A 26450-nucleotide genomic window follows, 5' to 3' on the forward strand; every position below is an offset into this window, starting at 1 on the left:
TGTGTATAAGAGACAGGTACACGGTCGACGAGGAGCCGCCCGAGGACGAGTTGGCCACGCTCGAGGTGGACGACCAGACGGGCGACGGCGAGACGCTAACCGTCGACGAAGCGGACGCGACGGTCGAGTACGACGTCACCGTGACCGACGAAGACGGCGAGCAACGCGGCGTGAGCGGTCCGTTCGACCGCAACGAGACGGTGACGGATCTCCCCGTCGACCTCGAACCGCCGCTCGAAGACGACGCGACCCTCGAGGTCGAAGTCGTTTCGATCGCCTCGGAGTTGGAGGACGACGACGTCCTCGCGAGCGAGACCATCGAGTACACCGTCGACGACGAGCCGCCAGTCGACCCGGACGCGACGCTCAACGTGAGCGACCAGACCGGCGACGGCGAGACGGTCACCGTCGACGAGGCGAGCGCCGACGTCGACTACAGCGTGGTCGTGACCGACGACGCCGGCGAGCAACGCGCCGCAAGCGAGGTCTTCGAGGCCGGCGAGGACGCCGACCTCGAGTCGCTCGCCCTCGAGCCGCCGCTCGAGGAGGACGCCACGCTCGAGGTGAGCCTCGTCGACGACGCCGGCGAGACGCTCGCGAGCGAATCGCTCGAGTACACCGTCGACGGCGATCCCGCCGAGTTCGACGCCGCATTCCCGACCTGCCAGGAAGCCGACGTGACCGGCTCGTTCGAGGACGGCGATATGATCATCGTCGCCACCGGCTTCTACGAGTCGGGCGGCTTCGGCAACACGTTAGGCGAGTACGCGATCACGGTCGGCGAGGACGTCGAGGCGCCGTTCGAGGGGACGATCACGTACCAGACCGGCGAGGAGTTCGTCGTCGAAGAGGGCGAGAACGAGGCGACCGTGACGGTGCCCGAAGGCGACTTCGGCGCCGCGATCACCGGGTTCGCCTCGCCCGACGCGACGCCGGGTTCGATCGATTACCCGAACCCCGACGCGGCCGAGTGCATCGAAGACGTCCGACCGGAACAGCCCGAGATCGACGTCGAGGATACCGAACCGACCGACGACGGCGCGATCGAGGTCACGTTCGGCTACGACAACCCCAACGAGGCCGAACTACTGGTCAGCAGCGAGTTCGTCGAAGGCGCAACCGACGAGGAGCCGCCGTCCGAACTCGCGCCGGGCGAGGAGACGTTCACGGTCACGTGGACGCCCGAATCGGACGACGAGCGACTCGTCTGGGAGGTCGACATGGGGATCTACGACTACGACGAGGTGCTGACCGCCGAAACCCAGCCTGCCGGCGAGATCGCGCCGACCGAACCCGCCGCGTTCGACGTGGCGATCACCGGCACGAACGATCCCGTCGAACAGGGCGAGTCGCTCGAGGTCGACGCCGAAATCACGAACACCGGCGCCGACGAGGGCGCACAGGACGTCGAACTCGCGCTCGACGGCGAGGTCGTCGCGACGGAGAACGTGACCGTCGGCGCCGACGAAACCGAGGCGGTGACGCTGTCCGCCGAGACCGACGACCTCGAGCCCGGCGACTACGCGGCGACGGTTTCGAGCGACGACGACGACGCCGAGACGACGGCGACGATCGACGCGCCCGGCGAAGCCGAGTTCACGGCCGACATCGTCGGTACGAACGATCCCGTCGAACAGGGCGAGCCGCTCGAGGTCGACGCCGAAATCGAGAACGTCGGCGACGAAGCCGACGCGCAGGACGTGACGCTCTCGATCGACGGCGGCGAACCGGTCGACGAGACGGCCGTCGACCTTGAGCCCGACGCGTCCGAGATCGTTACGCTGACGGCCGAGACCGACGACCTCGAGCCCGGCGAGTACACGGCGACGGTCTCGAGCGACGACGACGACGCCGAGACGACGGTGACGATCGACGCGCCCGGCGAAGCCGAGTTCGCCGTGAGCGACCTCGAGGCACCCGACAGCGGCGAGGCCGGTGAGGACGTCACGGTGAGCGCGACTATCGAGAACGTCGGCGACGCCGACGACGAGGGGACGGTGACCTACGACGTCGACGGCCAGCAGGTGGGCACGGAGAGCGTCGCCCTCGAGGCCGGTGCGGAGACGACGGTGACGTTCTCGACGACGCTCCCCGACGCCGACTCGACGCACACCGTCGCGACCGACGACGACTCGCAGTCGGTGACGATCGAGGTAACGGAGCCCGAACCGGAACCAGAGCCCGAACCCGAACCTGAACCAGAGCCGGAGCCGGAGCCTGAGCCTGAACCAGAGCCCGAACCGGAACCTGAGCCGGAACCGGAACCTGAGCCGGAACCAGAGCCCGAACCCGAACCTGAACCAGAGCCGGAGCCTGAGACTGAACCGGAGCCTGACGCACCAAACGGCGCTGACGCTGGCGACGCCGAGCTCCCAGCCTGACTCGAGTCGGCTGCGCTCGCTCGTCGGTCAGGTTCGGTCGGAATTAGGTGAAAACGGTGTGAACTGCGATCTCCGTCCGATGCGGACGCTCAGTGCTGGTGGCCGGTCGCTTCGCCGTAGGTGACGCCGAATCGTTCTTCGAACAGTTCCATGATGCGAGCCTCCTGGGCCTCGAGTTCCTCGTCGGCGCCCTGGCCGTGGTGGACGATGTGGTGGGCGCGGCTGGCGAAGGAGAGCAGGGCGACGTCGCCGATCGTTTCGGCGTCGCTCTGGTCGCCTTCCGCGACGAGGTCGATGAGACCCGAGGGAATTTCTACGTCGTCGGTGGAGTCGCCGGCGCTGATCTCGACTGTCGTCGTGTCGACTTCATCGGTCATACCCCTACCGTCGGGTACCGCCCCTAAAGGTGCTGTGGCTTGCGTCGCTGGGTCCCGTTCCGACGTTCTGCCCTGTTGTCATCCGGACGGCCACGGCCGGCATCTCGATCCGTCATCCCGCGGTATTTTTGCCGCTTTGTGAGGAATGCACACATATGCCATTGACCGAACTCGAGGAAGAGACGGTCGAGCGGTTGGACGCGCTGCGCGTCGACGACGAGTCCTACGACGAACTCGTTACCGAACTCATCAACAGCTACGAAGCGAACGAGTACACGCTCTTTCACGCCGGCGACTGAGACGGGCTGTCGTCCCGAGCGCCGGTGCACCGCTGACGTCCGCGGTATCCGCCACTGCGGACGCTGCGGACGCAGTTCGGACGACCCGTCGTCGGTCAGTTCCCGGCGTCGTCGGCGTCCGTCTCCGCGGCCTCGTCGCTCCACTCGCCGCTCGGATCGTCGGCCGCCGCTTCGCGGACCGACTCCCAGCGGCCGTTCGTCTCGAGGTGGTCCTGGAGTTCGTCGGCGTACTCCTGGGTCAGTCGCTCGGCCGCGCGCAGTTTTTCGGCGTGGTCGTCGTCGCCGCCGTCGCCACCACTCCCGAGTCCGAGGGCGCTCTTGATCGAATCGAAGACGCCACCGCCGCCGCCCGAGGAACGGCTCTGCTGTGCGGGACCGCCCATGCCGCCCATCCCGCCGGTCGGCATGTTCTCGAGCTCGGGGATGATCTGCTCGACCTGGTCGGTGTTGGCGACGATCCGGGCCCGATCGGGATCGTCGGCGTGTTCGACCTCGAACTCCGTGGCGGTCATGATCAGGCTCCACTGCTGGTTGGTAAACTGTGAGGCCTCGACCTGCGAGGAGAACTCCTGGTCGACGGTCATCCGAGCGCCGACGATCTGATCCGTCCACGGTCTGTCACTCATGGCCGTCGGTTCGGACGGTGGCTGTATCAGCGTTTTCATCGTCTCGACCTCCGCGTGCGTACCCGCAGCCCCAGCGCTAACTGCTGGGACTCGCGATCGGATCGGGGGCCGACGACGAAACCGCCGTCAGTCGAGTCGCTCGGACGTCTCCGCGTACCGTCGGGAAAGTTCGACGTAGCGGTCCGCGGTTTTCTCGAGTCGATCGCCTTCGATCTCGGTCTTCGGTTCGGCGGGCGTGCCGGCGACGAGCGTCGATGGCGGGATCTCCGTGCCTTCGGTCACTACGCTCCCGGCTGCGACGACAGCGCCCTCGCCAACGTGCGCGCCGTCTAAGACGACCGCGTTCATCCCGACCAGGCCGCGCTCGGCGACGGTCGCGTCGTGGACGATCGCGCTGTGGCCCACCGTCGAGTAGGGCTCGAGTTCGGCGTCCTCGTGGAGGACGGCGTTGTCCTGGACGTTGGCGCCCTCGCCGACGACGATCTGCCCGTGATCGCCGCGCAGCGTGGTGTTCGGCCAGACGCTCGCTTCGGCTTCGATGACGACGTTTCCGATGACGACCGCGGCCTCGTCGACGTACGCCGAGTCGGCGACGTCCGGTTCCATGCCGTCGAACGAACGGAGCATACGTTCCGTGTCTCGAGCAGTTCCTTGAAGCTGCCCATCGTAGTCGGCACCGACTCTCACTCCGGCGTCCTACACGATTTGGGAAGCTCACCGTCAGCAGCCTATCGACCGTGGGCCACGTTCTCATTCGACCAATCAATATGCTTTGGCATTATGGCTATGCTCGTCGCAGTCATCGGTCCAGTTGCAGCGGCACTCGTCTCTCCCATCGAACGTATCGGCCGCTGTGTCATCCCACGCATCCCGAACCACCACCGGGGGATCGAACCCCCACCTTCGTTCCACGTCTCTCATCGACCGACCAGCGGTAGCTGTCGGCGTCGATCGGTCGCTGAGTCGTTACTCGTTCGACCGTTCGTCGTCGTCTGGAAGTCGTTCCGAGAGTCGATCGAACCGATCTTCCATCGCTTCTCGTCGCTTCCGCTCGGTCGATGGCCGGTACGTGATCGTGAGAGGGGACTCGCCCGTGCTGTCGTCGTCCTCGTCGTCTCCCCCCTCGAGTTCGACGTCGAAGACGGCCCCCTCGTGGCGACCCTCGTCGGGAAGTCGATCGATCGCGAGCGTCCGTTCGTCGATCACCGCGCCGTCGTCCTCGAGGAGCAACACGGCCGTCTCGCCGTCGACGATCCGGTCGAGAACGGCGGTGTAGGTCTCGCTCACGGGCCCACCTCCAGCGCGGGGCTCGCCGCCGTCTGGAGCGGCGACTGGAGCGGTGGGACCGTCGACTCGAGCGCCGCCTGCTCGTCGGAGTGGGCCTCGTGTTTGTACTCGAGCAGCGTTTCCGGCTCGGTCGGTTCCTCGTGTTCCGTCGTGACCGACGTCTCGCTGCCGTCGGTCGTGAGAACGACGTCGCCGTGGACGGCGGTCCAGTAGGTCTCGACCCCGCGGTCCGCGAACGACTCGAGGACTTCGTCGTCGGGGTGGCCGTACTGGGACTCGAGCGCGCTCGAGATCACGGTGATCTCGGGGTCGACGGCGTCGAGGAACGGCTCGGTCGAGGAGGTCGACGAGCCGTGATGGCCGGCCTGATACCCCTCCGCGTCGAGGTCGTCGCCGCGGTCGTCGACCAGCCGCTGTTCGGCGTCGGCCTCCGCGTCGCCGGTCGTCAGGTACGCGAACTCGTCGTACTCGACGAGCAGCGTGACGCTGTTGTAGTGGAAATCGGTCCCCGAATCGCCCTCGGGCGGATTCAGGACGGTTGCCTCGAGGGAGTCGCCCTCGAGTGGGAGCGTATCGCCCTCGGCCACCTCGAACAGCGTGACTTCGTACTCCTCGACGGCGTCGAGGTAGTTGTCGTAGGTCTGGCTCGTGTGGACGACGCCGGAGTCGTAGGCCGCGCCCACGCCGTCGCCGTGCTCCTCTACGTGTTCGATAACCGCCGCGTGGCCGCCGATGTGGTCGGCGTGTGCGTGGGTTGCGACGAGGTGATCGATCCGGTCGATGCCCTCGTCTTCGAGGTAGTCGATGACCTGTTCGCCGTCCGGTCGCCAGTCGCCCGTGTCGATCAGGATCGTCTCGTCGGCGGGCGTGACGAGCAGCGTCGCGTCGGCCTGTCCGACGTCGATGTGGTGAATCTCGAGGTCGCCCGCGACCTCGTCGTCCGCCGTTCCGGTGTCGGAGCCGAGTCCGAACCCGAGACAGCCAGAGAGAACGAGTAGTCCGGCAACTGTCACGACTAGCAGGCCGCGGTGACGTCGCATACACGCCCCGAAGGCAGCCGAGGATATGTGCGTTCGGACTGTTTCCGGCGACGTACAGGTACCGATGTCGACAGCTTCTGGGAGAGTGTTCGATAAAATAGTTCTAGTCTGCCGCCGTTCACCGTCGGCGACGTCGGACAGAATCGACCGCCGACAGCCAACCTAGAACGCGTCGCCCTCGATCGACGTCTCCGCGTGCAGGTCCGACTTGACGGCGTCGTGGACCTTGCAGAGTTCGTTCGCGCGCTCGATTACCTTCTCGGCCGTCTCGTCGTCGACGCTGGCTTCGACGCGGACGTCGAAGGAGACCGACTCGAGTTTGTCGTCGTCGTTGAGGTCGCCCGTCGCGTCGATCTCGACCCGGCCGAGATCGCCGGCGTCGCGCTGTTCGCCGCCGACGCGCAGCGCGGGGACGTAACAGGAGGCGTAGGTCGCGAGCAGCGTCTCGAGCGTGTCCGGCGCCTCCTCGCCGGTCGCGTCGATCGTCGTCTCGAAATCGCGGATCTCGTTCGTCGCGCTGAACCCCTCCTCGGAGACGGTAGTGACTTCCTTCGTCATCGCACTCGAGTCGTCCACAGCCGACGGTATAAACGTTGCAGGAGTCGACGCGGCAGTTCGTGACCGTCTGGCGGGTCCGCGCGAGTGCTCTCGGCGTCAATTTCGCCGTCGCTCCCGACCGGCGGGCGTCGACGTCTCAGTAAACGCCGGCTCGCTGCAACAGTCCGGCGAGCAAACTTCCCAGTCCGAAGACGGCGACGACGAGGGCGAAATCGTGGATCGCCGCGTACGAGCCGTAGTAGTATACGCCCCAGAGCCCCGCGAGAAGACCGAACGCACCGGCACCGATGAGCGAAACGGATCGTTCCATACGTACCGATTTCGCGTCGGGGGCAAAATCTCCTTCGAGACGATCGACGGCCCTCGCGACGGGCGGCGAGCGACCGTCGGGACCTCTCCGCTACTCCAGGTCGTAGGACTCGTCGCCCTCGAGGATAACGACCTCGGCGTCGCTACCGGTGTCGGCGACGGCGTCGGCGAAGTCCTCCGGGTCCTGCTCGATCGGCGGGAAGGTGTCGTAGTGCTGGGGGATGGCGACGTCGACGTCGAGCCAGTCGACGGCGACGGCGGCCTGCTGGGGCCCCATCGTGAAGTGGTCGCCGATGGGGACGATGGCCGCGTCGGGGTTCAGGTAGTCGCCGATGACGTCTTTCATCTCGGACATCAGCGACGTGTCGCCGGCGTTGTACAGCGTCGTCGAATCGTCGGCGGTCGGCTCGCCGTCGGCGATGACGAAGCCGGCGGGCATGCCGCCGCTCGCGTCGTTCTCGGTCATGATTCCGTTCGTGTGGTCGGCGCGGACCATCGTGACGGTCGCGTCGCCGCAGTCGACGGTGCCGCCCAAATTCATGCCCATCCCACCGACGGCGTCCTCGAATCCGAACTCCGACTCGCAGTAGGAGACGAGTTCGGGCGTCGCGACCAGCGTCGCATCCGAGAACTCGCCGGCGTGGGCGATGTGGTCGGCGTGGCCGTGTGTCAACAGTACGTAGTCCGGCTCCACTTCGTCTTCCGGCTCGAGGTCCGTCTTCGGGTTGTCGAAGAACGGATCGATTAACAGCTCCGTCTCCCCTACGGTGACGTGCCACGTCGAGTGGCCGTGCCAGGTGACTTGCATTGCGTGCGATCCGTTGGGCCGAATACACCTTAAATGTGGGCGAGGCGGTCGCTCGTGCCGATTGCAGCGAAGCGGCTGTCGCAACGAAAACGCGACAGCCCGGCAGCGACGTGACACCCGTCGGCCGCAAGCGCGATGCCGTGGCGTTTTCTACCCGGGGCGCCAACGGCAACTCGACTATGCTTACGCTGACGCTCGAGGATTTCATGGTGGAGTTGACCGACGGATCGATCAAGAACGTCGGCCCGGCGAACAAGTCTGCGACGGTCAAGATGTTCGACGTCGAGTCCGCCGAAGCGCGCGAGTTCGGCGACAAGCGCGTCAAGCTCGTCTTCGAGGACGAGGAGGGCAGCGAGATCCAGATCTCGTTGTTCCCCGAGGACGTTCGAAAGCTCGTCGACGACGTCGAACGCCTCGAGGAGGAGTCGCCGGTTTTCGAGTGAGACGAGCCGCTGTGAGTCAGTATTGCTACGATTGCGATCCGGCTACAGTTCGGTAAATCGGTACCGCAGTCCGTCTGCGTCTCCGGTCGTGACGGGTGCGTTCGCACCGAGCGCATTTCGACAACCGTTTTAGGGCGAAACTGCTTGGTCCGAGTAGATGGGTAACTGTATCATCTGTGGCACAGCTGTCGACGGCCAAATCTGCGACAGTCACGAAGAAGACGCTGTCTTCGAATTCCGTGGCAATTCCCCCTCGCAGCTCACCCCCGGTCGATACTACCGGGGCGTCGTCGACGGCTACGCCGACTTCGGTGTCTTCGTCGACATCGGAGCCCACGTCACCGGTCTGTTGCACAGAAGCGAACTCGATCAACGACTCGAAAGCCTCGACTGGGAGCCCGGCGACGACGTCTTCGTCCAGGTGCTCGACGTTCGAGACAACGGCAACGTCGACCTGGGCTGGTCGATCCGCCAGCGCGAACGCGAGTTCCGCGGCCACCTGATCGACACGGGCGACGACGAGGTTCTCCCCGAGGAGCTCGACGACGCGGAGAGCGACGACGACTCCGACACCGGCGCCGAATCCGAGTCCACCGCGGACTCCCAGCCGACCGATTCGGAACCGACCGACGAGCCCTCGGCTGGCGAGCTTCAAGCGGCCGCCGACGACGCCGGCCCGTCCGACGAACCGAGCGCGGCGAACGCGACCGACGCCGTCGCCGGCTCCAGTGGCTCCGTCGCGACCGAATCCACCGCTGCGTCGACGTCGGCGACCGACGCCGAACCCGAGACCGAGTCCGAACCGGCGCTCAAACGCACCACGGTCGACGCCATCGACACGCAAGTCGGCAGCGTCGTCCGCCTCGAGGGCGAGATCACGGGCGTCCGTCAGACCAGCGGTCCGACGGTCTTCGAACTGCGCGACGAGACCGCGACCGTCGAGTGCGCCGCCTTCGAAGAGGCCGGCGTCCGGGCCTACCCCGACGTCGACGTCGACGACGTCGTCCGCCTCGAGGGCGAGGTCGAACGCCACCACGGCGACCTCCAGATCGAGACCGAGACCCTCGACGTGCTCTCCGGCGAGGACCGCGAGACCGTCGCCGACCGACTCGAGGCCTCGATCGAACGCGAGGCCCGACCGGCCGAGGTCGCGCTGCTGGCCGACCACGACGCCGTCTCCGCCGTCGAAGACGGGCTCGCCGACGCGGCGACCCAGATCCGTCGCGCGGTCATGGAAGCTCGACCGGTCGTCGTCCGCCACGGTGCGACCGCCGACGGCTACGTCGCCGGCGCCGCCATCGAACGCGCCGTCCTCCCGCTGATCCGCGAGAAACACACTCGCGAGGACGCGGAGTACCACTACTTCGAGCGCCGACCGCTCGACGGCCGCGTCTACGACATGGACGCCGCCACGAACGACGTCACGTCGATGCTCGAGGCCCGCGACCGCCACGGCGAGCAACTGCCGCTGGTCGTCGTCGTCGACGCCGGCTCGACCGAGGAATCCGTCGACGGCTACGACCTGCTCTCGATGTACGACGCGGAGACGATCGTCATCGACGACAGCCGCGCCGACGACGTGCTCACCGACGCCGTCTCGGTCGCCGTCGCGCCGTCGCTTGCCGGCGCCGACGTCGCCAACCTCACGTCGACCGCCCTCGCCGCGAACGTCGCCGCACACGTCAACGACGACGTCCGCGCCGACCTGGAGCACCTCCCTGCAGTCAGCTACTGGGAGGACGCTCCCGAGGCCTACCTCGAGCTCGCGACCGAGGCCGGCTACGACGAGACCGCGATCTCGGAGCGACGCGAAGCGATCGCCCTCGAGGCGTTCTACCAGTCGTACAAGGACAAACGCGAACTCGTGATCGACCTGCTGTTCGGCGACGGCGACGCCACCACCCGCGACGGCGACCTCGCCGCCCACGTCTCCGAGCAGTTCCGCGCGAAACTCGAGACCGAACTCGAGACGGCACGCGAGAACCTCGAGTCGAAGTCCGTCGGCGATCTGACCGTCGCCGTACTCGATACGGCCGCGTTCACCCACCGCTATAACTTCCCGACGACGACGCTGCTGCTCGACGCGCTCCACCGCAATCAGCGCGCCGAGGCCGACGAACCGTTCGTCACCCTCGGCGTCGGCGACGACGAACTGCACGTCCGCGCGACCGAGTCCGTGGACGTCCGCGAACTCGGCGACGCGATCGCAGACGCCGCGCCCGACGCCGGCGTCCGCGTCGTGGGCGGCCAGGACGGCCACGTCGAGTTCCTGCCCGGCGAACGCGATGCCGTCCGCGAGGCCGCACTCGAGGCCCTCGGCGACACGCTCGCGTAACGCGTCAGTCTCGCTCCTCTACTGTCGATACGATCGCTAGTGGCGACGCCGTCGGTGGTCGCAGAGATGGCTGGCGCATTGGCCGGTAGAAACGTCTTTCCATCTCGCTAACGTCTTCTCCGTATGGACGACGACGCTGCGGCCAGACTTCGTGAGAACGCAATGGAGATCACGACGATGGCCGTCACCGGACTCTGGTTAGCGCTGCTGTTTCTTCCGGTTGGAACCGGTCTCTGGCTTCCCGTCATGCTAGTGGGCTATCTCGTCGTCATCCCGATCGTCGCGCTGTTGTACGGCGACGACGCGGATCGAGCCGAGTGGTGGGACGACTGGTCGGGCTCGAGTGCGGACGAGAGAGAACGCGAGGAACCGGCGACGGCCGGCGCGGAACCGGCGGCCAACTCAGAATCTGCTGGCGCGTCGACGCCCGGCGACGCCCTCGAGACGCTCCGAGAACGGTACGCCGCCGGCGAACTGACCGACGAGCAGTTCGAGCGGAAACTCGAGCGCTTGCTCGAGACGGAGACGCTCGAGGACGCCGAGCAGTGGCATCGACAACGAGGGGCTGCAAACGACGGTGGACGGGAGGCGGATACCGGCCCCGTTGTGGATCTGAGCCGCGATACGGAGACAGAGCGAGAGCGACGGTGAACCCGAACCGACCTCGGCCTCTCGAGTCCAAGGTGCGCTCGACCGAATCCCCTTTACGGTTCCCTCGCGATCCGCCGCTATGGACACGACGCGGCGTCGACTCTGTGCGACCGGCGCGACGTTTGCAGTCGCCGCCCTCGCCGGCTGCGCGGATCGTTCGAGCGACACCGACGAGTGGGCGTGGTCCGGCTCGCTTCCCGTCGACTCGGTCGTTCAGCACCACGACCCCTCCTGTGGCTGCTGTAGCGAGTACGTCGACTACCTCGAGACGAACGGCCTCGACGTCGACGTTCGGGAGACCGACGATCTCGACGCAGTCAAAGCCGATCTGGGCGTTCCCGACGACGCCGAGAGCTGTCACACCCTCGAAGTCGGCGACTATCTCGTCGAGGGCCACGTCCCGCTCGAGGCGTTCGAGGAACTGTTCGCGGACGAACCCGACGTTTCCGGAATCGCGGCGCCGGGGATGCCCGAGCACTCACCCGGAATGGGGCCGCCGGGCGACGGCCCGCTATCGATCTACGCGTTCGATTCGTCCGGCGAGGTTTTCGAGTTTACCGACGTCTGAGACCGGAGACGCTTCGTTCACGGACACGAGGAGTCGCGAGTCCGACACGCTTATTCGCGGTGACCGTCCAGATTCGTGTAGTGAGTACCGAGACGCCCGAAACCGATCCGACCGAGACCGACGCGTTCGAGCAGGTCTGTGAGACGCTCGTCGACCGGATCCTCGCGGGCGAGATCGAGCGCGACGAGGTCGAGAAGGCCAAACTCGAGGCGTGTTCGGAGCACTCGGCGCCGAAGGTGCCGAAGAACTCCGAACTGCTCGACTACGCGCCCCAGGAGCGCCGCGAGGAACTCGAGGAGGTGCTCCAGCGCAAGCCCGTCCGGACCGCCTCCGGCGTCTCGCCGGTTGCGATCATGACCTCGCCCGAGCGCTGTCCCCACGGGAAGTGTCTCTACTGCCCCGGCGGCCCCGACTCGGAGTTCTCGAGTTCCCAGAGTTACACCGGTAACGAACCCGCCGCGGCCCGCGGGGTGCAAAACGACTACGACCCGTACGGACAGGTGACGCTGCGACTCGAGCAACTGCGCGAGATCGGTCATCCCGTCGACAAGGTCGAACTCATCCTGATGGGCGGGACGATGACCGCCCGGAGCCACGACTATCAGGAGTGGTTCGTCAAGCGGGCCCTGGAGGCGATGAACGACTTCGACGTCGACAAGGAGCCCGAACCGGCCGAAGACGAGAGTTTCGCGCAGGATCCCGAGGAGTACGAGTGGAAGTATCTCGAGGACGTCATCGCCGAAAACGAGACGAACGAGATCCGCAATATCGGGACGACCTTCGAGACCAAGCCCGACTGGTGTGACCCCGAGCAGATCGACCGGATGCTCGACCTCGGCGGGACGAAAGTCGAGGTCGGCGTCCAGACCACCTACGAACGGATCAACCGCGAGATGCACCGCGGCCACGGCGTCCAGGAATCGATGGAGGCCAACCAGCGCCTGCGCGATTCGGCGTTCAAGGTCGGCTTCCACATGATGCCCGGCCAGCCGGGGATGAGCAAAGAGATGTGTCTCGAGGACTTCCGGCGCATCTTCGAGGAGGAGGCCTGGAAGCCCGACTACCTCAAAATTTACCCGACGCTGATCGTCCGCGGCACGGCGACGTACGACTGGTGGCACAACGGCGAGTTCGACCCGCTCGGCAACGAGGAGGCCGCCGAACTCGTCGCCGAGATCAAGGACATGATCCCCCGGTACACGCGCCTGCAGCGCGTCCAGCGGGACATTCCGGCGGACTACATCGACGCCGGGGTCTGGAAGTCGAACCTCCGGCAACTCGCCCGACAGCGCATGGACGACCACGACTGGTCGTGCGAGTGCATCCGCTGTCGCGAGGTCGGCATGAACGACGCCGAGCCCGACGAGATCGACATCGACGTGATGACCTACGACGCCTGCGGCGGCACGGAGCACTTCATCTCGTTCGAAGACTTCGATCAGGACCTGCTGATCGGGTTCTGCCGGCTGCGGTTCCCCGGCGACCCCGTTCGCCCGGAACTCGAGAACGCAGCCCTGGTGCGCGAACTCCACGTGTACGGCAGCGAGGTCGCCATGGGCGACGAGGGAGAGACCGATCAACACCAGCACAAGGGATACGGCCGCCGACTGATGGAACGGGCCGAGGAACTGGCCGCCGACGCCGGCTACGACAAACTGAGCGTCATTTCGGGGATCGGGGCTCGAGAGTACTACCGGAACAAACTGGGCTACCATCAAGACGGACCGTACGTGAGCAAACGGCTGTAGACGCCGTCGCGGGGTGGAGGTCAGTGGCTGGTTTTGTTTGCTCGAGCGCGTCAGTGGTCACCGACGTCTGTACTGTGCGACCGGCGTGTCCCGCGTTCCGATGGCCGAAACCAGACTGTCAGGCGTCGCAGCGTACCCTCTCCCCGGACGTAAAATAACGTTACTGGACAGGAAAATTTATTGTAGTGGGCGATGACGGATTAGCTGCCGACGTTCGTCGGCACCGTTGTCAACACTCCCCAGACCGACAGCGGCACACCGAGTTGCCTCTCACCCAGACGCGCCGGCGTCCGCTCCCGAATCGCTCGTCCCCCACCGAGCGCTCCACGCCGGCGTGTTTTCCTTCGCATCCGCATCCACTCGAGTGAACCACCGGTTCCGAGCGCCAATACGTCGCTCGTTCGCCCGGAATTATCGGATTATATTAGACAGTTATATCTGTCGCGGTCACCGAGAGACGCGGTGAGATGGCGTTCAGCGATCGGCTCCTCGAGGAGGGAGCCCACGTCTGGGAGGCACAGAAAGCACACCCCTTCGTCCGGGAACTCGCCGCGGGGACGTTAGACGAGGCGGCGTTTCGCCACTGGGTGAAACAGGATTACCGGTACCTGCTCGATTACGCCCGACTGTTCTCGATCGCGGGGACGAAAGCCCGCGACGAGGCGACGATGACCCACCTGCTCGGCGTCGCCCACGAGGTGTTAGATCACGAGATGGACCTCCATCGGGAGTTCGCCGCCGACTACGGACTCTCGCCGGCGGACCTCGAGTCGGTCGAGAAGGCGCCGACCTGCCACGCCTACACGAACTTTCTGGTTCGAACGGCCTACGAAGGGTCGCTCGCCGAAATCGCGGCGGCGCTGTACCCCTGCATGCAGGGCTATCTCGACGTCGCCGAGCACATGGCCGACCTGGCCGACGACCTCGACGAGAACCCGTACGCGCCCTTCATCGAGATGTACACCGGCGAGGAGTTCCGCGAGGCAACGGCGTGGTGCCGGGAGTTCGTCGACGACTGCGGTGAGCGATTCCCCGGCGAACACGACGCCATGCGCGAGGCGTTCCTGACGAGCGCCAAACTCGAGTATCGGTTCTGGGAGATGGCCTACACGCTCGAGGGGTGGGAGCTGGAGCGATGACCGGAACCGACCGCACCGACGACACCGGGGTCGCCGCGTCCTACGCGGCATACGCGACTGACGCCGAGGCCGCCGGCCGCGAACCGCGGTTCACCGACTGGCTGCGCGAGCGGTCTCAACCGGCATGGACGGATGCAGTCGAGCACCCGTTCACGCGAGAGTTGGGCGCCGGCACGCTCGAGGAGGACGCCTTCGCGGAGTACCTCGTTCAGGACTACGCGTTCGTGAACGACCTCGTCGGCGTCTTCGGGCACGCGGTCGGGCAGGCCCCGGAGATGGCCGCCAAGCGGCCGCTCGTCGAGTTCCTCGATACCATCACGGACGACGAAGACGACTACTTCGAGCGTTCGTTCGACGCGCTCGACGTGCCGGAATCGCGTCGAACCGACCCCGAGCTCGCCGACCCGACCGCCGCCTTCGTCGACCTGCTGGGACGTGCTGGACTCGAGGGCGGCTACGCCGAGACGCTGGCCGTGCTCGTCCCCGCCGAGTGGATCTACGAGGAGTGGGCGACCGCCGTCGTCGAGGCGCACGCCGATCCCGACGCCGACGGGCCGCCGAGCGCGGGCGCCGACCTGCCGTTCTACTACGCCGAGTGGGTCGACCTCCACGCGACCGAGGACTTCACCGAGTTCGTCAGCTGGCTTCGCGGCCAGCTCGACGCCGTCGGTCCCGACTGCTCGCCGCGGCGCCAGCGACGCGTCGAGACGCTGTTCCGGCGAACGGTGGCCCTCGAGGTCGCGTTCTTCGACGCGGTCTCCGAGTCGAGCGGCGGTGAGTAAGGGCCTCGAGACGGGCCGCGTCTGCGTCGCCGCTCGGTTCGCGTCTGAAATCCTTTATTTGCGGCGACCCAACCCCCGTTCGAGATGACCGCACGCGACACCGTCACCGAACTCATCGCCGAGGGGACGCTGCGGGTGGACGTCCCCGTCGACCGGGGCGACGAACTGGCCATCGGCGCACAGGACGTCCTCGAGTCGCTGCCGGTCGTGCGCTACGCGGACGTCCGTGAGATCGTCGACGTCGACGCCGGCGAAGGCGGCCTGTCGGTCGCGGTCGACTGTCGGCTCACGCTTCACCTCGAGGGCACCGCCGCGGACGTCGCGGCCGTTCGGGACTCCCTGCTCGAACTGGATCGGGTGCTCGGGATCGACCGACTCGAGGCCGTCGACGGCCCGTATCGGATCGAGCGCTGGTAACGCAGTCGGCTACGTGTGGCGAGCAGTGGACGCTTTTGCCGGTGCAACCCGATACCGCGAACATGAGCGAGAACGCGGTCCGAACGGCGTTTCCGGAACTCGAGGCGATCGCCGACGATGACCTGCGAGACGGCGTGGTCGACGCCTGGGCGACGGCAATGGCGGAACACGGGATCGACGACCTCGAGGCGGTGCCGTGGCTCCCACCGACCCAGCGCGAACTCGGACTCGACGACGAGTCGTTGGTCGATCACGTGCAGGACGTGACGGCCTGTGCCGTCGCGCTTGCGGAGACGCTCGTCGAGCGCCGGGGAAATCGACTCTCGCTCGAGTTCGATACCGTCGTCGCGGGCGCACTGATCCACGACGTCAGCAAACTCGCCGAATTCGACGGCCACGAGGAGACGCCGGTCTACAACCTGCTCGGCCATCCGTACTACGGCGTCCACGTCGTCGCGCGGGCGGAACTACCGATCGAACTCGCCCACGTCGTGCTCTCGCATACGCGCCGAACGACGGTCGAACCGGCGACGATCGAAGCGGAACTCGTCCGGCGAGCCGACGAGGTCGCGGCAGCCGCGATCCGGTGGCGGGCGACCGACGACCTCAGAACCGTTTGATCCGCCGCCGGTGAAAAGCGGTTCCGGGCGACTCAGTCGATCGAAACCTCGAGTTCCAGAATCCCCAGATACGGGGGTGCGCCGCCGCCGCTCTGGCGGAGTTCGGTCGCGCTCGAGCCGATGTACTCGTAGAACTCCGAGGGGGTCTGTGGCAGGACCGGCGTTCCGTCATCGCGTTTGAGGTACGCGGGAGCGTTCGTCCGCTGGATGCGGTCGACGCGCTCCTCCCAGTCGCTGCCCGAGTAGAGGAAGACGCCGAAGGAGAAGCGACCGGCGGCGAGGGCCTCGTGTTTCGAATCGAACATCGTCGCCTCCTCGGTCTTGTACTCCTCGTCGCTGACCCACGCGAGCGCGGCGACGTCGTCAGTCTGGAGGAGATAGAGGTCCCAGCCGAGTTGGGCGTCGAACACCGCCCACGTGTTTCGCGGACCGACGGTGTCTACCTCGAGGCTGAACGCGGGCCGTTTCCGGTTCGGTTCGTGGACGAACGTCGCGTCGTACCCCGGCGCGCGGATGCCGCGGTCGTGGTAGACGACGCCGTCGATGGGAATCTCCTCGTCGATATTGTCGATGATCTCTCTCACCGAGAACGCCCCCTCGTCCTCGAGATGGTCGACGAAGGTGGGGAACCGGGAGACGTCCGTCCAGGGGCGCTCGTTCGGCCCGGACGAACCTTCGGGACGGCTCATAACTGACCTCCGGCCGATCGTCGTCGGTTGCGGTCTCCGTTCCCCTGTCGGCGGTCGGGGCTCCGACCGCGTGCGTCCGACCCCGCAGTGGGAGGCCGTCTCGCGTCGGCGGTGTCGCTCATACGCGTCTAGAGTGAGTCGTCGGGGATTAGCCTTTCCGACCGTCCCGCAGAACGCGGCGACACCGGTCCGCCACCCGAGTCCGAGACGAGTCGCCGTCTCGAGCGATTCGGGCCGTCCGCCACGGGCCCGACGAGCGCCGCGACGGAGCGACACCCCTTTTTGACAGCGCGGGGCAGTTGTGGGTATGGATCCAAAGCGGGAACTCACGAGCGTCGACCTCGCCGCCCTCGTCGCGGAGTTCGGTGCCTACGAGGGCGCGAAGGTCGACAAAGCCTATCTCTACGGCGACGACCTCGTTCGCCTGAAGATGCGGGACTTCGACCGCGGCCGCGTCGAACTGCTGCTCGAGGTCGGAGAGGTCAAACGCGCCCACACGGTCGCCCCCGAGCGGGTACCCGACGCGCCCGGGCGGCCGCCTCAGTTCGCCATGATGCTCCGGAACCGCCTGTCCGGCGCCGACTTCGCCGGCGTCGAACAGTACGAGTTCGATCGCATCCTCGAGTTCGTCTTCGAGCGCGAGGACGGGACGACGCGGATCATCGTCGAACTGTTCGGACAGGGGAACGTCGCGGTCACCGACGGCGAGTACGAGGTGATCGACTCCCTCGAGACCGTTCGCCTCAAATCGCGGACCGTCGTCCCCGGCTCCCGATACGAGTTCCCCGAGAGCCGGATCAATCCGCTGACGGTCTCCCGCGAGGCCTTCGACAGGGAGATGGAGGATTCGGACACCGACGTCGTCCGGACGCTCGCGACCCAGCTCAACTTCGGCGGGCTCTACGCCGAGGAAGTCTGTACCCGCGCCGGCGTCGAGAAGGCGATGGACATCGAGGACGCCGACGAGGACGTCTACGATCGCCTCTACGGTGCGATCGAGCGGCTCGCACTCGATCTCCGAAACGGCAACTTCGAGCCGCGACTGTACGTCGACGACGGCGACGACGAGAACGGCGACGACAGTGAGGACGACGAATCGGGAGCCGACGAGGGGCCCGCCCCCGTCGTCGACGCCACGCCGTTCCCGCTCGAGGAACACGTCGAACTCGCCTCGGAGCCGTACGACTCCTTCCTCGCGGCGCTCGACGACTACTTCCACCGGCTGGAACTCGCCGAGGAAGAAGAGCCCGATCCGACCGATCAGCGGCCCGATTTCGACGAACAGATCGCCAAACACGAGCGCATCATCGAGCAACAGGAGGGCGCGATCGAGGGCTTCGAGCGGGAGGCCGACGAACTGCGCGACCAGGCCGAACTGCTCTACGCCGAGTACGGGCTGGTCGACGAGATCCTCTCGACGGTCCGGCAGGCCCGCGAGCAGGACCGCCCCTGGGACGAGATCGAGGAGCGCTTCGAGGAAGGCGCCGAGCGCGGCATCGAGGCCGCCGAGGCCGTCGTCGGCGTCGACGGTAGCGAGGGGATCGTCACGGTCTCCGTCGACGGCGAGCGGATCGAACTGGTCGCCCAGCAGGGCGTCGAGCAAAACGCCGACCGCCTCTACACGGAGGCCAAGCGCGTCGAGGAGAAAAAGGAAGGCGCGCTGGCCGCCATCGAGGACACCCGCGAGGAACTCGAGGAGATCGTGGACCGACGCGACCGCTGGGAAGCAGAAGACGCCGAGACGGACGAGGCCGACGAGGCCGACGAAGAGGAGGGCGAGGACCGCGACTGGCTCTCCGAATCGTCGGTTCCGATCCGAGAGAACGAGCCCTGGTTCGACCGGTTCCGCTGGTTCCACACCAGCGACGGCTACCTCGTCATCGGCGGGCGCAACGCCGACCAGAACGAGGAGTTGGTGAAGAAGTACCTGGAACCGGGCGACAAGGTGCTCCACACGCAGGCCCACGGCGGCCCCGTCACCGTCTTGAAGGCCACCGATCCGAGCGAAGCATCGTCGTCGGACATCGAGTTACCGGAGTCGAGCATCGAGGAGGCCGCCCAGTTCGCCGTCTCCTACGCGTCGGTCTGGAAGGACGGCCGCTACGCGGGCGACGTCTACGCCGTCGACTCCGACCAGGTGACGAAGACGCCCGAGAGCGGCGAGTATCTGGAGAAAGGCGGCTTCGCGATTCGCGGGGACCGCACCTACTACGACGACACGCCGGTCGGCGTCGCCGTCGGCATTCAGTGCGAGCCCTACACGCGCGTCATCGGCGGTCCGCCGTCGGCTATCGAGGGACAGGCCGCGACGACGATCGAACTCGAGCCCGGCCGCTACGCACAGGCCGACGCGGCCAAGCGACTGTACCGGCGCTTCCGCGAGCGCTTCGAAGACGAGTCGTTCGTTCGCAAAATCGCCAGTCCGGACCGGATCCAGCACTTCATGCCGCCAGGCGGGAGTCGGATCGCAGAAGAGTAGCGATTCGGTATCGGATTCGGATCCCGGGGAGCGACGACGGTCCACGACTCAGTCGTGTTTGCTGGTGATTTCGCGGTCCTGTCGGTCGATCTCTCGCTGTTCGATCGCTCTCGTCCACCGCTCAGCCGATTCGTCGTAGGCCGCTCCCAGCGAGATCAGGAAGCCGGTAATCGCGGTGACGAGCGCGACGCTGCCGATGGCGACGACGGCGATCGAGAACAGCGGCCCCGCGAGGACCTGTGCGGCGGTCAACAGCGAGACGGCCGTCACGAACGCGATCAGCGTCCCCAGCCGCGCCAGTCGTCCGGTATCGAGCCCTCGGTCGGACGCCGCGTCGGTCGTCCGTTCGGTACGCTCGAGCAGTTCGTCGATGATGCCGGTGTACTCGCCGCCGTCGAGTTCGTGGCCCAGCGAGTGGATCGACTGGGCGATCCACAGCCCGGCCGTGAAGTTGAGCAGCGCGACGAACGAGACCAGCCCCAGTTCGCCGCCGACGAACAGTCCCGCGGTAATCGCGCCGAACAGCGACAGCGCCATGATCGCGTGGGTGAGAAGCGAACGCGTGCCGAAGTTGGCCAGCCTGTTGCGGTAGGTCGTTGCCATACGACAACGGAGGCGCCCGAGCGGATTACCGGACCTCCCTTACCATGTTAACCGGTAGCAATATCTGTATTACTCCTCGGTCGCCTGCTCGACGCGATCGGCGTGCTTCTCGAGGTCCGCCGCGAGCGTCCGGGCCTGCTCGGAGGTCAACTCGAGTTCCTCCATGTGCGCGGGGAGGTACTCTTCGGTCATGTTGTCGAGTTCGAACTGCAGGCGGACGCAGTCGGGATTTTCCTTGTCGCTCGTCGCGTTCGTGACGGCGAACGTCTCGTCTTCGAAATCCGCGCCCTTCGCGACGGCGTCGACGAGGTCGAGCGTCGTGTACGCGTTGACTTTCATCAGTCGGTCGGCCATACCGAAGGATACGGGCGAACGCACTTAGGCGACTCGAGAGTCGAAGCTGAGTTTTACAGGATAATCGGCTACGGGGAGCGACAACGCCAGAAACACCACGAAAGCCCCTGCCGCCGTCCGGTCGAGGGGCTCGCCGTGCGCTTCCCTCACTGCGTTCGGTCAGTGCTCGCGTCGCCCGTCTTCCCGGACGGCGACAGCCCCTTTCATTCCCACCCGTGGCGGTTGGCCGGTCGAGCCACCGCAAGTGGGAACGAAAGGGGCAAGGGCTTTCGTGGTGTTCCCGACGGCTCTAGAAGAACCTCTGGTTACCGAAAGAATCGAGAAAAACGACCGCAGAAACGCTATTTATCGCGCTCGGTTAGTCGTCCGACGGAATCGGCGTGCCGTCGGCTCGAGCGGGCGCGGGACTGGCGTCGAGATCGTCGTCCTCGGCGTAGGGGTACCACGTGCGCTTCGTGTTGTGCAGGTAGGGATCCTCGTAGTCCGTCTCCTCGGGCTCGACGAGGTCGGCGAGTTCCTCGTCGTCGCGCTCGAGGACGAACTCGCGGAAGCTCTGCGTTTCGTCGTCGCGTTCGGCCGCGAAGTTCTCGAGGAGGTTCGCGATGGCGCCGGGCACCTCGTCGGCGGGGACGCGCTCGGTGACCCAGGAGGCGAACTGCGGGTTCTCGCCGAGGCCGCCGCCGAGGCCGATGTCGAGCGCTTCGACGGGTTCGCCGTCCTTGCGCGTCTTCATGCCCCGCAGGGAGACGTCGGCGATCTGGGGCTGGGCGCACGACGCCGTACAACCGGAGAGGTGGATGTGGAAGTCCTCGACGCCCTCGGGGAGTTCGACGTTCTGCGTGAGCCAGCGGGCGTAGCGGACCTGGCGGTTCTTCGTCTCGACGATCGAGAGCGAACAGAACTCCGTGCCGGTACAGGCGATCGAGCCGCGCTGGAACGGGTGGGGGTCGGGGCTGTAGTGCTCGAGGACCGGCTCCGAACGGAGAGTTTCGAGGTTCTCCTCGGGAACGTCCGTGAAGATGATGTTCTGACGCTGGGTCAGGCGGACTTCGCCGGAGCCGTGTTCCTCGGCCGCGTCGGCGAGGTCGTAGGCCTCGTCGACGCCGATGCGGCCGACGAGGACGTTCAGGCCGACGTAGTAGTTGCCGTCGTTTTGCTCGTGGACGCCGACGTGGTCGTGTTTGCCGTCGGCGTCGCCCGCGTTGTACGAGTAGTCCTCGCGGAGGTCCTCGCCCGCGGTCTCGAGTTCGAAGTCGACGTAGTCGTCCTGGAGGGTCTCGCGGAGCTTCTCGGGGCCCCACTCGTCGACGAGGAACTTGATGCGGGCGTTGTAGCGGTCCTCGCGGTCGCCGTGGTCGCGAAAGAGTGCGGAGATGCCGCCGGCGACGTCGACGGCCTGTTCGGGCGTCGCGAAGACGTCGATGTCGCGGGCGAGGCGGGGCTCGTTGCGCGAGAGGCCGCCGCCGACGCGGACGTTGTAACCCGTGACGGTCTCGCCGTCGATTTCTTTCTCGGCGGGTTCGAAGGCGAGGTCGTTGATGTCGCCCTGACCGCAGCCCTCGTCACAGCCCGTTACCGAAACCTTCCACTTGCGCGGAAGGTTCGAGTGAGCCTCGTTCTTCTTGAAGGTGTCGTGGAGATCGGTCGCCAGCGCGTCGGCGTCGACGTGCTCGTGTTTGTCCTTGCCGGCGACGGGACAGCCGACGATGTTCCGCCAGGAGTCCCCGCAGGCCTGAACCGTCGAGAGTCCGACGTCCTCTAACTGCTCGAAGATCTCCGGGACGTCCTCGAGGCGGATCCAGTGGAGCTGGATGGCCTGTCGAGTCGTCACGTCGATCCAGCCGTTGCCGAAGACGGGGTTTTCGGCGGGGCCTCGCGAGAACTCGTCGGCGATTTCGACGATGCGTCGGAACTGTCCGGGCGCTAAGACGCCGCCCGGCGGGCCGATGCGCATCATGAAGTACGATTCCTGGCCGGCGCGCTGGTGGTACAGGCCGTACCACTTGAAGCGCTCGAACCAGGCGTCCTGTTCGTCGTCGGGAATCGATTCCCACCCCTCCTCCGCAAAGCGCTCGATCTCGGCGCGAATATCAGTCCCGTAGAGTTCGTCCTTCCACTCTTCGACGTCGCTAGCCATTATACCCTCCCTATGGAGGGGATGGATAAGCCTCTCTTTCTCTCGTCAGATTCCCCCGGTGCTTGGGGGTCCCGGCTTTCTTTGCCACCTTCCTTCCGTGTTGACTTCTCTCACGAACTCTCGCCGTCGCGCTCGGCGTCGGGTTCGCGAAGCCACTGGACGCCCGCCGGGTCGTACGGACTGAATTTGCCGTCGATCATCCGACCGACCGGAAGGCGATCGATCGAATCTCGGGTTCCACACTCGAGACATTGACCAACGGTACTGGCGGCGACGACGGAACCGTCAACGTCGACGTCGAAGAACCCCTCGAGCAAGACGTACGCGGGTTCACAGTCACAGAAGACACCCCGGGAGAGCGTCCAGACATCGCTCACACTGACCTGACGGCTGTCGTTGACGCTGATCCACGCGCCGTCGTCGAGCGTTCGCACTGCGATCGTCATACCCCCGATTCGTCTCCCACGGGTCTCCCTCCGTCGCCTCGGGCAACGCTTACCGACGTGATGACGACGCGCCAGACCGCTCGAGTGGCGCGCTCGAGTCGCTCGGCCCGGACGACCGTCTCCTCCGGGTTCTCGTACCTGACCGAGATACCGGCTATATTCTCCGACATGCACGAGCAGCGAATCCGACAACTGGAGTCAACGGAGTGTCACGACGGCGTTTCGGGCGGTTGCGAAGAGATATCGAGCCGCATTCGGTATGCGACAGGAGCCTGCAGACACAGGGCCAGCGCCCACGGCCGCGCCCGTCGGCGCATTCGTATGGCCGAACTCGGCACCGCGACGATCGTCTACGAAACGGCGACCGGCGACCTCGAGGAGGCGACCGTCGAGAACGACCACATCGCGTACTTTCAGGATCACTGGCTGTTCGCCTACGGCACCGACGAGGACGGCAACGACCTCGTCCGGCGCGTCCCCCGCGACCGGGTCCGCTACGTCGAACGCTCCGTCGAAGAACTCGAGGAGACGTTCGACACGACGATCGACAAGGCGAAGGAGACGCTCGAGGAGTTCACGGACTGATATCGGACGTTCGTGTTACCCATCCGACGACGGCGACGGCGCGTGCTGTCGGCGGTCCGAACGACGGTGAGGTCCGTCATCGACGACACGCGAGGGATGAACGACCGACCGCCGGGAGGGAGTGAATCGGTTGGGGAGGGCGCGGCGATTCCTCGCGTCTACGGGAGCAATAGGGCTACTCCGTCTTTCCACGGCCTCCGTTCTTCCGCGGCCTCAGTTCTTCCAATGTGCTCCGTTCGTCTCTTCACAGACAGGTGTCGGCCAGTCACTCGAGGGATCGCAGCCCACTTACCGGTACCGCGCAAAACGACGCCCATGCAGATCAAAGACCGGGAGCACGTCGAGGGCGGGCGCGAACGGGTAACCGTCGTCCCCGAGAGCGTCGACGACCTCTGGCACCTCCAGTACGTCCTCGAGCCCGGCGACCGCGTCGCGGGCGATACGACCCGGCGAATCCAGCGCAACGACGACCAGATGCGCGATACGGGCGGCGAGCGCGAACACATGTGGGTCGCCATCGCCGTCGACGATATCGAGTTCCACAAGTTCGCGAACCGACTGCGCGTCGGCGGCGAGATCGTCGCCTGTTCGCGCGAAGACCAGCTGGGCTTTCACCACACCCTGAACGTCGAGGAGCGCGACGAACTCTCGATCGAAAAGCGGTTCAAGCCGGATCAGGAGGCCCGACTCGAGGAGGCCGAGGAAGCAACCGAGAACCCGGACGTCGCCATCGCGACCGTCGAAGAGGGGCAGGCTCACGTCCACACGGTCGCTCAGTACGGCACCGAAGAGCGCGCGACGATTACCGGCACGACCGGGAAAGGCGAGTACGCCCGCGGGCGCTCGGAGCTATTCGCCGAACTCGGGACGGTGCTCGAGCGCCAGGACGCCGACGCGATCATCCTTGCCGGGCCCGGCTTTACGAAACAGGACGCCTACAAGTACTTCGAACAGAACCATCCCGAGATCACCGACCAGATCACGATGGTCGATGCGGCGGCCGTCGGCGACCGCGGAGTTCACGAGGTACTCAAACGCGGGGCCGTCGCTGACGTCCAGCAAGAGACCCGTATCGAGAGCGAGGCCGAGTATATCGACGAGCTCACGCGGCGTATCGCCGAGGGCGCCAAGGCCGCCTACGGCCCCGACGAAGTCAAGCAGGCCGCCGAGTTCGGTGCGATCGAGCATCTGTTGATTCTCGACGACCGACTCCGGAAGGAGCGCGGTCCCGACGGCGAGTGGGCGATCGATGTCGACGACATCGTCCGTACGGCCGAGCAGAAAGGCGGCGACGTGACGGTCTTCTCGAGCGAGTTCCCGCCGGGCCAGCAACTCGCGAACCTCGGCGGCATCGCCGCGCTGTTGCGGTACCGACTCGAGTGAGACCGCGACTCGAGCGACGGGAGGCCGTCGTTACCCTCAGTTACGGGTCCGTTTCCGTCGACGGCTGCAACGCAACTAGGTCATCGCCGTTGACGTATACCGTCTCGTTCGCCACGACGAGGTCGTCCGTTACGCTCATCGGAGTTCGGGTACGCCGCGACTCGAAGAGTAGTTCCTCGCCCTCGTCGGTTCCGAACGCTATGAGTTGGTCGTCCCGATCGTAACAGTACACGACATCCTGAGTAACCGTGACCGATTCGATCCAGGCCCGTCCGATCGCGTCCCACCGTTCGTCTCCGGACGTCGCGTCGAATGCCGTCAGCAGATCGTCATCGACGACGTAGACACGCTCGTCGTCTACAGCTTCAACGCTTCCGGACTCGACGTCTCGCCGCCAGATCGATGTTCCGTCCTCGAGGTCGACCGCGCACACGGACTGCTGGTACTCGCTACTGTCTCGATTATACTGGCTAACGGACACGTATGCGGTCGTATCGCGAATGACCATCGAATTCAGGCCGTGGGAGTTTCGGTCTTCGTCGTCCGGAAGCCACTCATGCGTATCGACCCTCCACACGACGTCGCCAGCCGCGTCGTCGATTGCAACGAGGGCGTCGTCGGCGGCGACAACGATCGTTTCGTCGGTGCGTCGCACCAGCGAGACAGTCTGTGAGTACTCGTCTGGATACTGCCACCGCTGCTCTCCGGTCGCTGTTTCGTATGCGGTGAGGATCGTATCATTCCGACCGAGTTGGCTGTCGAGAACGTAGATCGACTCCGGTGTCAGCACCGTTCGGTCAGGGTTCGTGATACCGATATCGGTCGTCTCGAGGCGTTCTCCCGTCTCCGAATCGAGGCGAAAGAGTCGGTCGTTCTCATTGAAAAACAGCAACTCACCGTCGACCAGTGCAAGCGGGGAATCGACATCGTACGACTCCTCCCATAGCACCTCCCCGTCAGAATCGATCGCTGCGAGCCTGTTACCGGCCCGGTACGCTGTTCCATCGGCAACTACCAGTGCGGTGTGGGTTGGTGCCCAACCTCTCTCGTACTTCCAGTCGGTGACCAGTTCACTGCCATGATTTGTCTCGTACGACGCGTAGCGTGAGGAACCAAGATCATGACCCGGAAACAACCAGTCGCCGCTCGATTCGTCTCCCTCGTCGGTTTCCGACGTCGACTCGCCGTTTTCGGTCTCGTTTCCGTTTCCATTTTCGTTTCCATCCGATTCTCCGTCTCCGAGACAGCCCGCGAGTGCGACGGCGGACGCACTCGCTGCCAGGTATCGTCGTCGGTTCATAGACGAATGCAGCGACTATCTGGTTATACGTGTTGTTATATTTCGATAATATCCATAGTTAAACACATTCATCAATTCAATTAGCA

The 26450-nt window shown here is 65.7% G+C and carries 29 protein-coding genes; 14 read left to right on the forward strand and 15 right to left on the reverse strand.

Features of this window, described 5'->3' with window-relative positions; translation table 11 throughout:
* Nucleotides 1–2381, forward strand: a 2381-nt coding sequence (locus C493_RS16375; protein WP_007260590.1) for a CARDB domain-containing protein, incomplete at its 5' end; no start/stop codon positions are given.
* A gap of 89 nt (nucleotides 2382–2470) precedes the next feature.
* On the opposite strand, the gene C493_RS16380 is transcribed toward C493_RS16375, so the two are convergent.
* Nucleotides 2471–2758 (reverse strand): DUF7545 family protein, encoded by a 288-nt coding sequence (locus tag C493_RS16380; RefSeq protein ID WP_007260591.1) that lies wholly within the window; start codon nucleotides 2756–2758, stop codon nucleotides 2471–2473.
* 155 nt (nucleotides 2759–2913) lie between these two features.
* On the opposite strand from C493_RS16380, the gene C493_RS23505 reads away from it, so the two are divergent.
* A complete protein-coding gene (locus C493_RS23505) occupies nucleotides 2914–3057 on the forward strand; it encodes a DUF7557 family protein (RefSeq protein WP_007260592.1) in 144 nt (47 codons plus the stop codon).
* A 95-nt stretch (nucleotides 3058–3152) separates the two neighbouring features.
* Here the strand turns inward: C493_RS23505 and C493_RS16385 are convergent, their stop codons facing one another.
* The 7 genes from C493_RS16385 to C493_RS16410 all read right to left on the reverse strand — a co-directional run bounded on the left by C493_RS16385 (nucleotide 3153) and on the right by C493_RS16410 (nucleotide 7685).
* Nucleotides 3153–3683 (reverse strand): DUF5799 family protein, encoded by a 531-nt coding sequence (locus C493_RS16385; protein WP_049889433.1) that lies wholly within the window; start codon nucleotides 3681–3683, stop codon nucleotides 3153–3155.
* 126 nt (nucleotides 3684–3809) lie between these two features.
* On the reverse strand, nucleotides 3810–4310 hold the full coding sequence (locus C493_RS16390) for a gamma carbonic anhydrase family protein (RefSeq protein ID WP_007260594.1): 501 nt from the start codon (nucleotides 4308–4310) through the stop codon (nucleotides 3810–3812).
* Nucleotides 4311–4649: 339 nt separating this feature from the next.
* On the reverse strand, nucleotides 4650–4970 hold the full coding sequence (locus C493_RS16395; protein ID WP_007260595.1) for a DUF3006 domain-containing protein: 321 nt from the start codon (nucleotides 4968–4970) through the stop codon (nucleotides 4650–4652).
* Nucleotides 4967–6010 carry a ComEC/Rec2 family competence protein gene (locus C493_RS16400; RefSeq protein ID WP_049889431.1) on the reverse strand — a complete coding sequence of 348 codons (1044 nt, stop codon included), beginning with the start codon at nucleotides 6008–6010 and terminating at the stop codon, nucleotides 4967–4969. Before C493_RS16400 ends, C493_RS16395 begins: the two co-directional genes overlap by 4 nt.
* A 162-nt stretch (nucleotides 6011–6172) precedes the next feature.
* Nucleotides 6173–6568: an OsmC family protein gene (locus C493_RS16405; protein WP_007260597.1), complete on the reverse strand. Its 396-nt coding sequence runs from the start codon at nucleotides 6566–6568 to the stop codon at nucleotides 6173–6175.
* A 136-nt stretch (nucleotides 6569–6704) separates the two neighbouring features.
* On the reverse strand, nucleotides 6705–6878 hold the full coding sequence (locus C493_RS23145) for a hypothetical protein (RefSeq protein WP_161606911.1): 174 nt from the start codon (nucleotides 6876–6878) through the stop codon (nucleotides 6705–6707).
* Nucleotides 6879–6968: 90 nt separating this feature from the next.
* Entirely contained in the window at nucleotides 6969–7685 is a 717-nt protein-coding gene (locus C493_RS16410) for a metal-dependent hydrolase (RefSeq protein ID WP_007260598.1), read from the reverse strand.
* Between the two features lie 179 nt (nucleotides 7686–7864).
* Here C493_RS16410 and C493_RS16415 point away from each other — a divergent pair, with 179 nt between their 5' ends.
* The 9 genes from C493_RS16415 to C493_RS16455 all read left to right on the forward strand — a co-directional run bounded on the left by C493_RS16415 (nucleotide 7865) and on the right by C493_RS16455 (nucleotide 16388).
* Nucleotides 7865–8128 (forward strand): hypothetical protein, encoded by a 264-nt coding sequence (locus C493_RS16415; protein ID WP_007260599.1) that lies wholly within the window; start codon nucleotides 7865–7867, stop codon nucleotides 8126–8128.
* Nucleotides 8129–8285: 157 nt separating this feature from the next.
* The gene (locus C493_RS16420; RefSeq protein ID WP_007260600.1) at nucleotides 8286–10463 is read left to right on the forward strand and encodes an OB-fold nucleic acid binding domain-containing protein; all 2178 of its coding nucleotides are present in this window, start codon (nucleotides 8286–8288) and stop codon (nucleotides 10461–10463) included.
* Nucleotides 10464–10586: 123 nt separating this feature from the next.
* Nucleotides 10587–11114: an SHOCT domain-containing protein gene (locus C493_RS16425; RefSeq protein WP_007260601.1), complete on the forward strand. Its 528-nt coding sequence runs from the start codon at nucleotides 10587–10589 to the stop codon at nucleotides 11112–11114.
* Nucleotides 11115–11193: 79 nt separating this feature from the next.
* Entirely contained in the window at nucleotides 11194–11682 is a 489-nt protein-coding gene (locus C493_RS16430) for a DUF411 domain-containing protein (RefSeq protein WP_007260602.1), read from the forward strand.
* Between the two features lie 80 nt (nucleotides 11683–11762).
* Complete coding sequence (locus C493_RS16435; RefSeq protein WP_007260603.1) at nucleotides 11763–13430, forward strand: tRNA uridine(34) 5-carboxymethylaminomethyl modification radical SAM/GNAT enzyme Elp3; 1668 nt, start codon at nucleotides 11763–11765, stop codon at nucleotides 13428–13430.
* A gap of 467 nt (nucleotides 13431–13897) precedes the next feature.
* Nucleotides 13898–14569, forward strand: a complete 672-nt coding sequence (gene tenA, locus C493_RS16440; protein WP_007260604.1) for a thiaminase II — start codon at nucleotides 13898–13900, stop codon at nucleotides 14567–14569.
* Entirely contained in the window at nucleotides 14566–15351 is a 786-nt protein-coding gene (locus C493_RS16445; RefSeq protein WP_007260605.1) for a TenA family protein, read from the forward strand. The genes tenA and C493_RS16445 overlap by 4 nt, the downstream gene beginning before the upstream one ends.
* Before the next feature lie 84 nt (nucleotides 15352–15435).
* Nucleotides 15436–15768, forward strand: coding sequence for a hypothetical protein (locus tag C493_RS16450; RefSeq protein ID WP_007260606.1), 333 nt, complete (start codon nucleotides 15436–15438; stop codon nucleotides 15766–15768).
* A 62-nt stretch (nucleotides 15769–15830) separates the two neighbouring features.
* Entirely contained in the window at nucleotides 15831–16388 is a 558-nt protein-coding gene (locus C493_RS16455; RefSeq protein ID WP_007260607.1) for an HD domain-containing protein, read from the forward strand.
* Nucleotides 16389–16420: 32 nt separating this feature from the next.
* On the opposite strand, the gene C493_RS16460 is transcribed toward C493_RS16455, so the two are convergent.
* Nucleotides 16421–17077 carry a hypothetical protein gene (locus tag C493_RS16460; RefSeq protein WP_007260608.1) on the reverse strand — a complete coding sequence of 219 codons (657 nt, stop codon included), beginning with the start codon at nucleotides 17075–17077 and terminating at the stop codon, nucleotides 16421–16423.
* A gap of 307 nt (nucleotides 17078–17384) precedes the next feature.
* Here C493_RS16460 and rqcH point away from each other — a divergent pair, with 307 nt between their 5' ends.
* Entirely contained in the window at nucleotides 17385–19556 is a 2172-nt protein-coding gene (gene rqcH / locus C493_RS16465) for a ribosome rescue protein RqcH (RefSeq protein WP_007260609.1), read from the forward strand.
* Between the two features lie 48 nt (nucleotides 19557–19604).
* Here rqcH and C493_RS16470 read toward each other — a convergent pair whose 3' ends face one another.
* The 5 genes from C493_RS16470 to C493_RS23150 form a co-directional block, all read right to left on the reverse strand.
* A complete protein-coding gene (locus C493_RS16470; protein ID WP_007260610.1) occupies nucleotides 19605–20159 on the reverse strand; it encodes a hypothetical protein in 555 nt (184 codons plus the stop codon).
* Between the two features lie 69 nt (nucleotides 20160–20228).
* Complete coding sequence (locus C493_RS16475; RefSeq protein ID WP_007260611.1) at nucleotides 20229–20513, reverse strand: DUF6360 family protein; 285 nt, start codon at nucleotides 20511–20513, stop codon at nucleotides 20229–20231.
* A 358-nt stretch (nucleotides 20514–20871) separates the two neighbouring features.
* Nucleotides 20872–22650, reverse strand: a complete 1779-nt coding sequence (locus C493_RS16480) for a nitrite/sulfite reductase (protein WP_007260612.1) — start codon at nucleotides 22648–22650, stop codon at nucleotides 20872–20874.
* A 110-nt stretch (nucleotides 22651–22760) separates the two neighbouring features.
* Nucleotides 22761–23096, reverse strand: a complete 336-nt coding sequence (locus tag C493_RS16485) for a hypothetical protein (RefSeq protein ID WP_007260613.1) — start codon at nucleotides 23094–23096, stop codon at nucleotides 22761–22763.
* Nucleotides 23093–23266, reverse strand: coding sequence for a hypothetical protein (locus tag C493_RS23150; RefSeq protein ID WP_161606912.1), 174 nt, complete (start codon nucleotides 23264–23266; stop codon nucleotides 23093–23095). The genes C493_RS16485 and C493_RS23150 overlap by 4 nt, the downstream gene beginning before the upstream one ends.
* A gap of 151 nt (nucleotides 23267–23417) precedes the next feature.
* On the opposite strand from C493_RS23150, the gene C493_RS16490 reads away from it, so the two are divergent.
* Nucleotides 23418–23681, forward strand: coding sequence for a hypothetical protein (locus C493_RS16490; RefSeq protein WP_007260614.1), 264 nt, complete (start codon nucleotides 23418–23420; stop codon nucleotides 23679–23681).
* A gap of 315 nt (nucleotides 23682–23996) precedes the next feature.
* Nucleotides 23997–25064: an mRNA surveillance protein pelota gene (locus C493_RS16495; RefSeq protein WP_007260615.1), complete on the forward strand. Its 1068-nt coding sequence runs from the start codon at nucleotides 23997–23999 to the stop codon at nucleotides 25062–25064.
* Nucleotides 25065–25104: 40 nt separating this feature from the next.
* On the opposite strand, the gene C493_RS16500 is transcribed toward C493_RS16495, so the two are convergent.
* Nucleotides 25105–26364 carry an outer membrane protein assembly factor BamB family protein gene (locus tag C493_RS16500; protein WP_007260616.1) on the reverse strand — a complete coding sequence of 420 codons (1260 nt, stop codon included), beginning with the start codon at nucleotides 26362–26364 and terminating at the stop codon, nucleotides 25105–25107.
* Nucleotides 26365–26450: the final 86 nt, after the last annotated feature.

This window comes from Natronolimnohabitans innermongolicus JCM 12255 (assembly GCF_000337215.1).
Taxonomy (GTDB): Archaea; Halobacteriota; Halobacteria; order Halobacteriales; family Natrialbaceae; genus Natronolimnohabitans; species Natronolimnohabitans innermongolicus.